The 15,047-nt window shown below is 31.6% G+C and carries 13 protein-coding genes; 9 read left to right on the forward strand and 4 right to left on the reverse strand.

The window, feature by feature from the left end; genetic code table 11:
• The 6 genes from HN894_17950 to HN894_17975 all read left to right on the forward strand — a co-directional run.
• A partial coding sequence (locus tag HN894_17950; GenBank protein ID MBT7145210.1) for a hypothetical protein occupies positions 1-886 on the forward strand: 886 nt, incomplete at its 5' end.
• 59 nt (positions 887-945) lie between these two features.
• Positions 946-1,842: a PorP/SprF family type IX secretion system membrane protein gene (locus HN894_17955; GenBank protein ID MBT7145211.1), complete on the forward strand. Its 897-nt coding sequence runs from the start codon at positions 946-948 to the stop codon at positions 1,840-1,842.
• A gap of 19 nt (positions 1,843-1,861) precedes the next feature.
• Positions 1,862-4,042: an OmpA family protein gene (locus HN894_17960; GenBank protein MBT7145212.1), complete on the forward strand. Its 2,181-nt coding sequence runs from the start codon at positions 1,862-1,864 to the stop codon at positions 4,040-4,042.
• A gap of 206 nt (positions 4,043-4,248) precedes the next feature.
• Positions 4,249-5,043, forward strand: coding sequence for a thymidylate synthase (locus tag HN894_17965; protein ID MBT7145213.1), 795 nt, complete (start codon positions 4,249-4,251; stop codon positions 5,041-5,043).
• A 61-nt stretch (positions 5,044-5,104) separates the two neighbouring features.
• Positions 5,105-5,608: a dihydrofolate reductase gene (locus tag HN894_17970; GenBank protein ID MBT7145214.1), complete on the forward strand. Its 504-nt coding sequence runs from the start codon at positions 5,105-5,107 to the stop codon at positions 5,606-5,608.
• Positions 5,609-5,688: 80 nt separating this feature from the next.
• Positions 5,689-8,190, forward strand: coding sequence for a carboxypeptidase-like regulatory domain-containing protein (locus HN894_17975; GenBank protein ID MBT7145215.1), 2,502 nt, complete (start codon positions 5,689-5,691; stop codon positions 8,188-8,190).
• A 75-nt stretch (positions 8,191-8,265) separates the two neighbouring features.
• Here HN894_17975 and HN894_17980 read toward each other — a convergent pair whose 3' ends face one another.
• The 4 genes from HN894_17980 to HN894_17995 form a co-directional block, all read right to left on the reverse strand.
• Positions 8,266-9,402 carry a methionine aminotransferase gene (locus tag HN894_17980; protein MBT7145216.1) on the reverse strand — a complete coding sequence of 379 codons (1,137 nt, stop codon included), beginning with the start codon at positions 9,400-9,402 and terminating at the stop codon, positions 8,266-8,268.
• 137 nt (positions 9,403-9,539) lie between these two features.
• Positions 9,540-10,607 carry a hypothetical protein gene (locus HN894_17985; GenBank protein MBT7145217.1) on the reverse strand — a complete coding sequence of 356 codons (1,068 nt, stop codon included), beginning with the start codon at positions 10,605-10,607 and terminating at the stop codon, positions 9,540-9,542.
• Positions 10,597-12,039, reverse strand: a complete 1,443-nt coding sequence (locus HN894_17990; GenBank protein MBT7145218.1) for an MBOAT family protein — start codon at positions 12,037-12,039, stop codon at positions 10,597-10,599. The genes HN894_17985 and HN894_17990 overlap by 11 nt, the downstream gene beginning before the upstream one ends.
• A 4-nt stretch (positions 12,040-12,043) precedes the next feature.
• Positions 12,044-12,313 (reverse strand): hypothetical protein, encoded by a 270-nt coding sequence (locus tag HN894_17995; GenBank protein ID MBT7145219.1) that lies wholly within the window; start codon positions 12,311-12,313, stop codon positions 12,044-12,046.
• A 338-nt stretch (positions 12,314-12,651) separates the two neighbouring features.
• On the opposite strand from HN894_17995, the gene HN894_18000 reads away from it, so the two are divergent.
• The 3 genes from HN894_18000 (at position 12,652) to rnc (ending at position 15,011) form a co-directional block, all read left to right on the forward strand.
• A complete protein-coding gene (locus tag HN894_18000; protein ID MBT7145220.1) occupies positions 12,652-12,888 on the forward strand; it encodes an acyl carrier protein in 237 nt (78 codons plus the stop codon).
• A gap of 23 nt (positions 12,889-12,911) precedes the next feature.
• The gene (gene fabF / locus HN894_18005) at positions 12,912-14,165 is read left to right on the forward strand and encodes a beta-ketoacyl-ACP synthase II (protein MBT7145221.1); all 1,254 of its coding nucleotides are present in this window, start codon (positions 12,912-12,914) and stop codon (positions 14,163-14,165) included.
• Positions 14,166-14,273: 108 nt separating this feature from the next.
• Positions 14,274-15,011, forward strand: coding sequence for a ribonuclease III (gene rnc / locus HN894_18010; protein ID MBT7145222.1), 738 nt, complete (start codon positions 14,274-14,276; stop codon positions 15,009-15,011).
• Positions 15,012-15,047: the final 36 nt, after the last annotated feature.

Consider the following 15,047-nt stretch of genomic DNA (forward strand, 5'->3'; position numbering starts at 1 on the left):
AACCATTTTTGATCCGGAATTTGATTCATATTCCATTTCGTTTTTCCCTCCCCCAACACTTGGAATTATTGTAGCAAATTTAGTTTCTGTTGGCCTGGATTCTTGTTTTATTTATTATCCGGATTCCAATGCATTTGGACAAGATATAATAAATATAATTATTTGTGATACTACTGGATTATGTGATACAACAGTGATATATGTTGATATTTTAGCTATTAATGATAAACCAATAGCTCTGCCAATAGAAAAACAAACCGAAATGAATACGAAGCTAACTTTTTCTATAATGCCATACGTGATTGACGAAGAGGATATTAAAAATTTAAATATTACCTTAGGGGATGATTTAAGTTTAGTGTCATTAGGTACTTTTGGTACAGTTGATGAAAACCTTGATGTAACTTTTACCCCCGATTTGGATATGGTAGGACAAGTAAATATAACTTATTCTGCTTGCGATAACGATCCATTTGCACAAAAATGCGATAATAGTACTATTACAATTGACCTAGGATCTGGCGTAGATTTATTAACAATTCCAAATGGTATATCGCCAAACGGAGATGGATTGAATGACCTATTTGTAATAAAAAATTTAGTTGAAGATGGAGCAAACAATCCAAAGTATATAGATGGAATTTATGGCAATTATTTGACAATTTTTAATAGATGGGGAAATATTGTATATGAGTTAGAAAACTATCCTCCAGATTTAGATGTAAGCCAATATTGGGGAGGTCAATATATAGAAGCAAGCATTAAGGATAAAGCTAATAAAACAATAGTTCCTGAAGGAACATATTTTTATATAATTACGTTCTATACAGATGCAAATAAACAATCTAACAGAACAATAACAGGATATTTAATACTAAAATACTGATGCAAAAACAAATTCATATAAATTTTTTTACTAAATTTTCCATACTGATTAGCATTTGTTTGTTATTATTTTGTAGTAACGATTCAGTAGCACAAAATTTTTACCGCTATTCAAATCCCGAAGCAAATGAATTATCTATTAATCCTGCTTATACAGGAATTGGGAAAGGAACACTAATAAAATTTGTTAGTAGAAGACAATGGCTTAATATCGAAGGTGCACCTAAAAGTAGCATTTTTTCTTACGATACTCCTATGAAAAATAGTGGCTGGAGTGTTATGCTCATTAGTGATAATATATCAATTAAAAAAGACCTTGGAATATATGGAAGCTTTGCTCATCATTTGAAGTATAAGTTTACAAATATTTCATTCGGTGCACAATTGGGAGTATTAAACAAAAATGTTCAAATGTCTAATCTAACTTTATTAAGTGAGATTGATCCTACATTTAATAATGGTTTAGATGTAAATGCCTATGCCTTCAATGTTGGTGTAGGTTTACTCCTTCATAATGAATATTATCATTTAGGACTTTCTATACCTCGATTTTTGGGAAATGAATATCCAGGTATTGAAGATAATGGAATGTTTGCACTTTACATCAAAACTTTACACTACCATTTTACTGCTGGAGCAAAAATCAAGTATAAAGACAAATTTTCCATAAATCCTACACTTATCTACAGAAATATTCAAGGAACTCCAAAACATTGGTCTATGCTTACAAATGCCTATTTTAAAGGTGGTTTTAATCTTGGAATAGGAATACATTCGTTCGATTCATTTATTTTTATGGCTGGCTATACATATAAGAAAGTACTGAATATTAATGGAGCTTGGGATGTAACTTTTTCAAGGATAAGTCCAAGTTCTACTCCTTTTTCTTTTGAATTAGTATTAAGTTATTTAATAATTTCGAAACAAGAGCGTTTCGTTTCTCCAAGATATTTCTAATAAAAATTTTAAATAAAAAATGAAAATAATTAGATATATAATAATAGTACTTTTAATCATAAGCGGATCCTATTTTTCCTTCGGACAAAAAAGACAATTAAAAAAAGCAAACTATTTTTATAGCAATTATGAATATACAAAAGCTATAAAGTTCTACAAAGACTATGTTTCACAAAAGCACGACATAAAAGCTATTATCAATCTTGCAAATTGTTATAGGCTAACCGGCAATACTATTGAAGCAGAACGACTATACGATATAGTTGTCAAATCAAAAGAAGCTCTACCATTACACTTATTCTATTTTGCAGAAGTTTTAAAGAAAAATGAAAAATATATAGATGCGAAAAACAGATATCTTGAATATTATGCAGCAGTTCCTGAAGATAAAAATGTTAAAGAATTAATAAAATCATGCGAGATATTTGAAGAATATATTACTGACACAGCAATGTATAAAATATATAATCTGAACATAAATACACCACAGTCAGATTTTGCTCCAGCCTTTTATAACAAAGGTTTGGTTTATGTTTCGTCCAGACTTCAAGACAATCAATCAGAAAAAAACTATGGTTGGTTAGATGAACCATTCCTTGACATATTTTATTCAAAAAGTGGATTTAAGGATAAGTATAGAGAACCTGTTAGTTTGGCTATTGGTTCTGTAAATGCAAGATTTCATGAAGGTCCTGTTGCATTCACCAACAACGAAGAAACTATTTATTTTACAAGAAGCAGTTATATGAATGACAAAACACATTCGAGCATATCTGGTGAAAATACTCTAAACATTTATAAAGGATCCAAGAAGGACAACATTTGGACAGATATCCAAATATTTGAATTTAATAGCGATGAAAGCAATATTGGCCATCCTGCCTTATCAAAAGATGGCAAAAAAATATATTTTATATCAGATATGCCAGGCGGATTTGGCGGAACAGATATTTATGTGAGCCAAAAACTCGGTTTTATATGGACAAAACCTGTAAACCTTGGTAGCGAAATAAACACTGCTGGCAATGAGATGTTCCCATTTATTCATAATGAAGGTAGCTTATATTTTTCATCAGACGGTCATGGAGGATTAGGAGGATTAGATATTTTTGTTTCAAGTTTTAATGGATTTAAATGGGAGCCACCAAGAAACATGCGAACCCCATTTAATTCTTCGAAGGACGATTTTTCATACATTATAAACTCTGATAACAATGAAGGTTTTTTTGCATCTAACAGAGATGGAGGAAAGGGAGGAGATGATATTTACCATTTTATTAGAAATACCGATGCCTTAAATATTTTACGCGGAATTGTAGTTAATGCAGCCAATGGACAACCAATCAATGATGTAAAAGTTATATTGAAAGATTTTGTTACATCAGACAAATTAAATAAATCTGATGTAGATGGAAAGTTTAATTTTTTAATTGAACCGAATACCGATTATAAAATAATAGTTTCAAAGGATGGATATAATACAAAAACTGTTGTACACTATTCCGATGAAAACAAAAATATTAAAGAACCATTTTATCAAATTGAATTAGAGTCAGCTATTTGGCTAAACTTAGAAGGAAAAGTTTCTAATTATGAATCCAAAAAACCTATTGGACAAGTTACCATCCAATTAGAAAATAAAACTTATGGTATAACAAGCGAAATGGTAACAGGCAACGACGGCGAATTTGAATTTGGTTTAGACCCCGAATCACAATATGTAATAGTTCTACTTAAAGATGGCTATTTTACCGAACGAGAAAATCTTTCGACAATGGGAAAAATGGAATCAGAAATTTTCCGCTTCGATTTATTTCTCGGATTGCGACCCATTGACATGGAATCAACCATGGAGTTAAAGAATATATTTTATTCGCTGAATAGTTGGGAGTTAAATAGTAGCTCTAAAACAGAATGCGAAATACTTGTTGAATTATTAAGCAACAATCCAACTATATCTATAGAGCTCCAATCACACACTGATTCAAGAGGGAGCGATTCTTTTAATAAAGAACTATCTCAAAAAAGAGCCCAATCTGTAGTAGATTATGTAGTATCAAGAGGAATTGCAAGAAGCAGATTAGTACCAAAAGGTTATGGAGAAACTCGCTTAAGAAACCATTGTTCGAATGACATATTATGCCCTGATAAACTTCACCAACAAAACAGAAGAACAGAATTTGTAATAATTGGGCAATAATATTATTAAATCATTTTTTCATATTCTTAGAACTTTTGAAATAATAAGCTTATTTCAAAATTAAGATATCTTATTCATAAGTTTAATATCCAATATTTTCTGAGCACAATATCAGGCTTTTAGTGTCCAAAAATTAAATTGTACAAAACTAATATTTAGTTATAGTTTTGTACAAAAAATGAATATAATTTTTGATACAAATTTGAATGAAACAATATATAGATTTATTAAAGCATGTTTTAGACAAAGGAATAAATAAGGGAGACCGAACCGGTACAGGTACAAAAAGCGTTTTTGGATACCAAATGCGTTTTGATTTGCAAAAAGGCTTTCCACTTCTTACCACAAAAAAATTACACTTACGCTCTATTATTTACGAATTATTGTGGTTTTTTTCAGGAAATACAAATATTAAATATCTGAATGACAATAAAGTAAAAATTTGGAACGAGTGGGCAGATAATAATGGAGATTTAGGAAAAATTTATGGCTACCAGTGGCGTTCATGGTCTTGCCCCGAAAATAAACATATCGACCAAATTTCAAATTTGATTGAAGAACTTAAAAGTAATCCAAATTCAAGAAGACATATTGTGAGTGCCTGGAATGTAGGCGATTTGGATAATATGGCTTTACCTCCGTGTCATATCATTTTTCAATTTTATGTTGCCAACAATAAATTGTCGTGCCAACTCTATCAGCGAAGTGCCGATATTTTTTTAGGTGTTCCATTCAATGTAGCGTCTTATGCTATGCTCACTATGATGATTGCGCAAGTTTGCAACTACGAATTGGGCGAGTTTATTCATACTTTTGGCGATGCCCACATTTATCTCAATCATCTTGAACAAGCAAAGATGCAAATTTCAAGATCTCCACGACATCTACCTTCAATGAAAATAAACAAAAAGGTAAATAATATTTTTGAATTTAAATACGAAGATTTTAATTTAGAAAATTACGATCCTCATCCTCACATAAGAGCTGATATTTCAATTTGATTCGAAATGAGAAAACGTCAATTGAAACAACACAATTTTCAAAACTTCAAATTCCCAACTTATGAAAAATATATCAATTATAGTAGCTGCCGCAGAAAACAATGCAATTGGAAAAGACAATAAATTGCTATGTTATATTTTCGACGACTTGAAAAGATTCAAGCAATTAACCACAGGGCACAAAATTCTTATGGGAAAAAAAACCTATGAATCCTTACCAAAAGGTGCTCTGCCAAATCGTACGAACATTGTTATTACAGACTCTGCAAATGAAAAAATTGAAGGTTGCGTAATGGCATATTCCATTACAGAAGCCATTGAGCTTTGCGATGACACGAAAGAAAATTTTATTATCGGTGGTGGCTCAATATATTCTCAATTTATGGAACATGCCAATAAATTGTATATCACCAGAATCCATAAGTCCTTTGATGCAGATACTTTTTTCCCGGAAATAAATCATAATGATTGGAATCTTTGCTCGACAGAAAGCTATGAAGCAAGTGAAAAAAACGAATGCGATTATTCTTATCTCATTTATGAAAGAAAAAATAAGATGATATAATCTTTGCACGAATCTAAATATTTGCAAAAACTCAGGGAAGGTAAATCAAATTTTGATTGCTCAATTTCAAAATTTTAGACATGAAATATATCACAAATCTAAGTTGCCGTTTTAACCAAATTTCAATTCTGTTTTGCCTTATAATAATTCTAAGCATTTTCTCACTGCAGGGACAGACCGGAATATTAAAAGGAAAAATTACAAACCAAAACAAGGAAGTATTATCTTATGCCAGCGTTTTTATTAAGAAAATTGGTGTAGGTTCAGTTTCAAGTATTGATGGGAATTATGCAATAAAAATTCCGTATGGGGAAAACGAAATTGAGTTTAGTATTCTTGGCTATAAAAGGCAGCGCATTTTCATAGAAATTGAAAAAGATACAAGCATATTAAATATTTCATTAGATAAAGAAACTTATATTTTGCCAGAAATTGTTGTTGGACTTAATGAAGATCCAGCCTTTGAAATGATTCGGCAAGCTATAAAAGCTCGCGAAAAAAATTTATTAGCTAGTGGAACCTTCGAAGCCAATATCTACTCAAAAGGAATTTACAAACTCGAACATGTTTCAGACAGTGCATTAGGAAAAGCTCTATTCGACAGCACACATACAAAAGAAGAGGCACTTGGGATAATTTATCTTTCTGAGGCAGAATCGAAATTCAGTTTGAAATACCCAAATAAAATCAAAGAAGAAATTGTTTCCTCGAAAGTGAGTGGCGACAGCAAAGGCTTTAGTTTCAATTTCAGCTCGTTCATAAATATCAATTTGTACAGAAACTTGGTTGTAATACCATTCGACATGTCTTATCGAGGTTTTGTTTCGCCTATTTCAAGTAGTGCTATGATGTATTATCGCTATCGCTTGGTAGGTTCGTTTATCGATGGAGATTTTTTAGTACATAAAATTGAGTTACGCCCGAAACGCAAAATTGACAGAATATTTCATGGCTATTTTTATCTCGTAGAAGGATTGTGGTGTATTCATAGTGCCGACTTAATAATTACTGAAGATGCAGAAATTGATTTTATTGACAGTATAAGAATAAATCAGGAATTTCATGCAGCAAACGACAGCATGTGGGCACTTCAAACTCAAAACTACAATTTCGATTTTTCGTTCAATTTGTTTGGAATAGAAGCAGAATTTAATGGTCATTATTTGACAATTTTTAATGAATACAATTGGGAACCTAATTTTGGTAAGAATTTTTTCGACGACGAACTTTTGAAAATTGATTTTGAATCTAATAAAAAGGACTCTTCATATTGGGATAAAAACCGTCCTGTTCCGCTCAGCGAAGAAGAAATAGAAAATTACATTGAATTTGACAGTGTAGAGCAACGAATAAGTTCAAAAGAGTATCTGGATTCGATAGACATGAAAAACAATAAATTCAAAATTTGGAATTATTTAAGAAAAAAATATACATATCGAGATAGATATCATAAATGGAAATTAGCTATAGGAAGTCCAATTCAGGATGTTGCATTTAATACAGTTCAGGGAGTAAGGTTAAAAATCCCGTTAAATTTCAAACAGGAATTTGAGAAAGAAGAATTTTATAAGCATGATTTTGATTTTTCTTATGGATTCTCAAATAAATTGTTCGGTTTTAATAGCTTTTCGGAATATTTTTACGAACGAAACTCTTTTGCAAAATTGAAGCTAAATTTTGGAATTTCGCATATACAATTCGATAATTCGGAGCCTATTTCTCCAACTCTAAATGCTTTGTATTCTCTTTTTGCTGAACAAAATTTTATGAAACTTTACAGAAAGAAGTATATAAATATTGGCCACGAATCGGAGATAATTAATGGATTTTTCTTGTCGGGAAATATAGAATTTTCCGATAGAAAAGCTTTGGAAAATACAAACAGTTTTACATTTCGAAATGTGCCCGACCGAAGCTATACTCAAAATGCTCCATGGGAAGATGTTTATTTTGATGCCGATTTTATTAATCATCAAGCATTTCTAATAAATATTAGTGCAAATTATACAATTAAACAAAAATTTGCAAGCCTGCCTTACAAAACCCGCTTAGGATCACGCTTTCCGCCAATCGGAATTTCATACACAAAAGCTTTTTCAGGCTTTTTGGGTAGCGATGCTAATTTCGATTTTATAAAGATCTATTCCAACTATTCAAAAATGTTTGGATTGTTTGGGCAAAGTCGGATAAGAATTACATATGGAAAGTTCCTGAATAGTGAAAAATTATATTTCAGCGATTATTTTCACTTTAGAGGCAACAAAACCATTTTTCATATGGAAGGAAAAAACTCTTTCCATTTGCTTGATTATTATAAATATAGCACAAATAATGAATACATTGAAGCCCACTATCAACATCATTTCAATGGATTTATTATTAACAAAATTCCTTGGGTCAGAAAAAGTAAATTCAGGATGCTTGCGGGTGCTCATTATCTTTATGAAAACATTGATACACAATATTTAGAACTAAATATCGGTATCAAAAACATTTTCAAATTCGGGCGTATTGATTTTGTAGCTGCTTTTGAACACAACAAAATTCTTTCAACCGGAATTACACTTGGATTTGGAATGTAGATTATTATTATAAAAGCTACTGCAATTTATGCTTTAGTTGATTTTCGTGAAATCCTCAAATCCAGAAAAGAAAATTTATATTCGACAAAGTTTCTCAGCTGCTCTTTCCATTGTTTCGTTCGACTTGGCAAAGCAAAATCGTAAAACTTTATTATCAAGATTTTCGCGATAGAAAACCGATATCGGAATAGAGGCGATGCCTATTTCTTTGGTCAGTCTTTCGGCAAATTTAGTGTCTTTTTCGTCAGTGATGTCTTTATAACCAAGAAGTTGGAAATATGTGCCATTCGATGGAAGTATTTCAAATCTCGAATTTTTCAAAAGTTTAATAAAATAATCTCTTTTCTTTTGATAGAAATTATTCAATTCTAAATACTCATTCTTATTGTCGAGAAATTCGGCTATAGCAAGTTGTATTGGGGTATTTGCTGCAAAAACTACAAATTGATGAATTTTTCTGAATTCCTTCATCAATCTTTCAGGGGCTACACAATAACCTAATTTCCAGCCTGTTGTGTGAAATGTTTTTCCGAACGATGATATGGCAAGACTACGCTCTGCAAGTTTTGGATATTTCGTTATGCTCAAATGTTCAATATTATCGAAAATAATATGTTCGTAAACCTCGTCGCTTAAAATAATTATATTGCTCCCTTGAGTAATTTTCTGCAACATTTTCATGTCTTCATCAGAAACGACACTACCGGTAGGATTATGAGGAGAATTAATAATTATCATTCGAGTTCGTGAAGTTATCATTTTCTGAACTTCGTCCCAATCGATATGAAAATCGGGATATTTTAGCTGAACAAAAACCGGTTGCCCACCATTTAGTTTTATTGCTGGAACATAACTGTCATAAGCCGGTTCAAAAACAATTACTTCGTCTCCTTCATTGACAAAGGCTGTTATTGCAGTGAAAAGAGCCTGTGTAGCTCCGGCAGTTATTGTGATTTCATTTGCAGGATTATATTTTGCCTGATATAAAAATTCAGTTTTTTCAGCAATTTTTTCACGAAGCTTCATTACTCCTTCCATAGGTGCATACTGATTGAAACCATCTCTCATATATTTGTTTACCAGATGAATAAGTTCAGATGAACAATTAAAATCGGGAAACCCTTGTGAAAGATTTATCGCATTATAATCGTTTGCCATTTTTGACATTATAGCGAAAATGCTTGTTCCAACATTTGCAAGTTTGCTTGACATTTATTATTAGTTTAAAATTTGGTCGGCAAAAGTAGTAAATTTTCAATATCAAATTTAAAATTTATAAAATTATGGAGTTTGAAAATTTAAATATATATGAGATGAAATTCTGTAATAAATAACTGATTGTTTGGATATTAATCAGAATAGCTTCTCCTTCCACTTTTTATTCTATAAAATTTTTGAGCTAACAATTTTGAAAATTCCCTTGCGCCGGCATCGTTCAAATGAATGAAATCGAAGGAATTACTTATGTAATATAAGGAAGGATATTTTTCTGCTCTTGCCAATTCTATACGGTTGTCATTTTCTATTTGCATGAACAAAGGAAATAATTCAAGATATTCCTCATTTTGCAGTCGGGGGGGCAAAACAAATATCAATTGTATTCCTTGTTTGTCCGATTTTTTAATGAGCTGGTTGATCTTTTCCAGAAAAACAGGATTGTATTCAGTATCCAACTCAAATGTTTCGAAAAATCGCTTGTTTGTTTTTCTATTGACAAACATCTGGTCGGAGTTTTTTAGAAATTTTCTTCTAATTGTACTAAACCTGTTTTTCCCTTTGGCAAGTTTGTCATACGATTGATAGCCGTCGTTTTCAGCAAGGCTACTATCATATTCTTTTGAATAATACCTTATAATATCTTTCACAAAATCTATTGAGAAAAGCTTTTCGGCAAAACTTATTAAATGATTATTCAAAGCATTATCTTTCTCCGCTTCCGACAAACTCGAATTATAAATACTTTTTAAGGTAAACCATAAATAGCCGGGCGAATACCAATACTTAATTCTGGTGGTGTGCATGTATTTTTCGTCTATTTGAATGATTGGCGAAAGGCAGAGAAAAACATATTCTACGCCAGGCAAACCTTCATCAAGCATTTTTTCATACAAGAAGAATTCCTCGGGCGGTACTAAAAGGTCAACACCAAAATTGTACGAATTCATCGTAATCCCGGCTGATTGGCACAGCTCATCGAAAACCTCCGGAACAAACCCTCGTGCTATATTGCTTGCACCGAAAAACAACATATTATGAGTTTCCGAATTCGATTTAATGTATTCGTACTTCGGCTGAAAACGAGTATTTCCCCAATAAAATGGAACTATGAACAAATACATCGTATAGTTTACTATTAAGAAAACTAAAAGTAGTAAAACTACCTTAAACCATATTTTTATTGATTTTTTAAAATTCAAAATATATAAATTCTTTTTCACCAAAAACTCCAAAATTGAATATTATGAAAATCATTATTACATAAATAGACCATCTGATAATTTGAGGTTTTTGTTTGATAAAATGTATTAGATTGTATTTGCTATGCAGAAATTCTGTAACAAACAGAAAAATAACCACAGCAAAACTTAATTGTAGATTTATTGATTTGGAAAAGTCGTTCACAAAGGAACTAATGTTGAATTCAGAAAAAGCACTATTTATTAAAATCATACTGTCATTCAGGTTTTTAGCACCAAAAAATAAAGTTGCAAAACTTACCATAAGCAAAACTGTTGCGATGGAAAGAATCCTAAACAGTCCGGGTACTTTCACTAATCCTACAAGTTTAAAAAGTTTCTGTCTGGTAGAATTTGTCCAAATTTCGAGCAATTGATAAAAACCATGAAGTGCCCCCCATATCACGAAAGTCCAATTTGCACCATGCCACAATCCGCTGATTAAGAATACAATAAAAATATTATAGTGCCAACGCCATTTCACAACACGACTTCCACCGAGCGGAATGTATAGATAATCTGTAAACCATTTAGTTAGCGAAATATGCCATCTTTTCCAAAAATCGTGGAATGATGTGGCAAATAGTGGAAGGTTGAAATTTTTAATTAAGTCGAATCCTAAGGCTCTTGCTGTTCCTCTTGCAATATCTGTATATCCCGAAAGGTCGGCATAGACCTGAATATGCAAAAATACCGAAGCTATCAAAACATGCAATCCTTGATATTCACCGGCATTTGTAAAAACATCTCCAACATACACTCCAAGACGGTCGGCAATTACAAGCTTTTTGAGAAATCCCCAAAGTACCAATCTCAATCCGCTCACTACCTGCGAATTGCTGAACGAAACAATTTTTGAAAACTGAGGTAAAAGTCTGGTTGAACGTTCGATAGGACCGGCAACAAGTTGCGGAAAGAAAGAAACATAAAGTGCAAATCTTCCGAAATGTCGTTCGGGTTTTGTGCGTCCACGATATACATCGATAGAGTAGCTCAAGGTTTGAAAGGTATAAAACGAAATTCCTACAGGCAGCAGAACATTAAATGCCGGAACGTCATAGAAAAGATTGTAATAATTGAATACTTCTCTGAAACTATCATTTAAAAAATTGAAATATTTGAAGCCGAAAAGCAAGCCCAGATTCACAAAAAGACTCAGTAATAGAAATGCTTTTTTTTGTTTTTTTGTTTTGCTTTTGTGCATATGTATTGCTGCAAAATAATCGACAACTGTGGATGCAACTATTAATAAAATGTATTCTACACGCCAACACATATAAAAATAATAGCTTGCAGCTAACAGCAACAACCAACGGAATTTGTGTGGCATAGAGTAGTACGCAATAAATACTAAAGGGAAAAATATTATAAATTCTATTGAATTGAATAACATTTAACTAATTTAAATTTTCTTTAATATTATCCAAAATTTCAGACATTTGCCAAATATAGTTCTCATTTATAGGGAAATCAGTAGAATCGTACGGTGAGATGTTGTTGGCTAAGCTTCTATCAAAAGTTTTTTGGTCGAAATAATTGTATGGATCGAATGAAACCCCTTTCTTGTTTGCAAAACATTTTGTTTGAGAAAAACTTACATTGCTTATTCCTAAAAGTTGAAACAAGAATGCAAATATTAATGCACTAAGTTTATATCTATACTTCAATTGTCTAAAGGTTTTGTTTCCAATACGCAGCAAAAGTATTATTTATAAAATTCTATGCAAACTAAATTTTATTTTGTTGTCTAAACTAATAAATACAAAGCATTTATGATATTTTTTCAATCCTCTGATACATAAATAGTATGATAATTAGGTATTTATTTTAATATTTCAGTACTGAAATGAAAATCCATTGTTTCGTATAATGCTGTAATTTAGAAGATTAATTGTTCTTTTAATATTATTTATTAATTATTTACATAGTTTATTTTGATAATTTTAGCATAATTCATTTCTTTGCAACGAAAAATATTTTTTATAGAAATTTAAAATTAAAAATTATGTCAGACATTGCATCAAGAGTAAAAGCTTTAATAGTTGATAAATTAGGAGTAGATGAAAATGAAGTTATAGAAGAAGCTTCTTTTACAAACGATTTAGGTGCAGACTCACTTGATACTGTTGAGTTAATTATGGAATTTGAAAAAGAATTTGATATTACTATCCCAGACGATAAATCGGAAGGAATTGCAACTGTTGGTAATGCCATCAAATTCATTGAAGAAAATTCAAAATAGGAAAATAAATAATTATTGAGGATATGGAATTAAAACGAGTAGTAATAACAGGTTTAGGTGCATTATCAGCTTTAGGAAATAGCACTCAGGACTATTGGGATAGTCTGGCAAAAGGTGTCAGTGGTGCAGGACATATTACTCGTTTTGATGCCTCAAAATTCAAGACACAATTTGCTTGCGAAGTAAAAAATTTCGATCCAAAGGAATGGTTCGATAGAAAGCAATTAAAGAAACTTGATCTTTATTCGCAATTTGCATTGGTTGCCGCTGACGAAGCTGTCAAAGATGCAAATTTTGATTTCGATAAGTTAGATTTTGACCGAATGGGAGTAATTTGGGCTTCCGGTATAGGTGGAGTTGAAACTTTTTTTAAAGAAGTAGAAAGTTTCGTCAAAGGAAATGGAACACCAAGATTTAGTCCCTTTTTTATTCCCAAAATGATAGCAGATATTGCATCAGGACATATTTCGATGAAATATAATTTTAGAGGTCCGAATTTTACAACAGTTTCAGCATGCGCCTCTTCATCAAATGCCATTATTGATGCCTTCAATTTAATCAGATTAGGTAAAGTAGATGCTTTTATTACCGGAGGATCCGAAGCGGCTATAAATGAAGTTGGAATGGGTGGTTTTAATGCCATGCACGCAATTTCTACAAGAAATGATGATTTTAAAACAGCATCGCGTCCCTTTGATAAAACCCGAGATGGATTTGTGATGGGCGAAGGAGGAGCTAGTTTAATTCTCGAAGAGCATGAACATGCGAAAAAAAGAGGAGCAAAAATTTATGCAGAGATGGTCGGAGGTGGAATGTCTGCCGATGCACATCATTTGACAGCTCCACATCCTGAAGGATTAGGTGCAAAAATGGTTATGAAAAATGCTATAGAAGATGCCGGAATTTCTCCTCAAGACATTGATTATATTAATGTTCACGGAACTGCAACTCCATTAGGAGATATTGCTGAAACCCTGGCTATTAAATCAGTTTTTGAAGATTATGCTTATAAACTTAGCATCAGTTCTACAAAATCGATGACAGGGCACTTGCTCGGTGCTGCCGGTGCTATTGAAGCCTTAGCAGGATTAATGGCAATAAATCGTGATATTATTCCACCAACAATAAATTTCACAACTGAAGATCCAGAAATTGACTATAAACTTGACCTTACACTAAACGAAGCAAAAGAAAGAAAAGTGAATTATATAATGAGCAATACTTTTGGTTTTGGTGGTCATAATGCTTCAGTTATATTTAAGAAATATAAAAAGTAATTTAATAACTTGATTGTATTGAAAGTAAGAAATTTCAATATGTAATAACCTATTCTAAAAGCTTTGTGAAATTTACTCACAGAGCTTTTAGTGTTTATAACAAAAAATATGAACAAATTCCAATTTGTTTATTTCATTCACAATATGATTTCAGCAATTGAATTGCTGTTTAATCCAAAAAAGAGTATATATAAATCTCTAAGGAAAATTATAGGATTCTATCCTTCAAATATTGCAATTTATGAAATTGCTTTCCTACATAGGTCAGCTTCGATAAAAGGCAAAAACGGAATTTTTATTAATAATGAAAGGCTTGAATATCTTGGAGATGCTGTTTTAGATGCTGTTATTGCAGAGTATTTGTTTTTTCGTTTCCCGGATGCCGATGAAGGTTTTTTAACTCAGATGAGATCGAAAATTGTAAAAAGAGAATTTCTTAATGAATTAGCAATTGAATTAGGATTAGACAAATACGTTGTCTCCCATCTGAAATCAGAAAATAAAAATAAAAATATTTATGGTGATGCTTTGGAAGCATTTATTGGGGCTGTATTTATCGATAAAGGATATGAAAAATCAAAAAGATTTTTGTTGTTCAATGTAATTAATAAATATATTGATATAAACAAGCTAACTCAGATTGACACAAATTATAAAAGTCAACTTATTGAGTGGGCTCAAAAATTCAAAAAAGAAATATCCTTCGAAACCGATATAGATGTCAGGCACCCAAACTTATTCATTTCTTACGTCTTAATTGATAGAGAAGTTGTAAGTTCGGGTATGGGACCTTCAAAAAAAGAAGCTGAACAAGGTGCTGCAAAACTGGCATTGAATAATGTTTGATTTTGAAATATTATTACCAGAAGCAAAAACTTGATA

It is taken from the genome of Bacteroidota bacterium, from assembly GCA_018692315.1.
In the GTDB taxonomy this organism is placed as follows: Bacteria; Bacteroidota; Bacteroidia; order Bacteroidales; family JABHKC01; genus JABHKC01.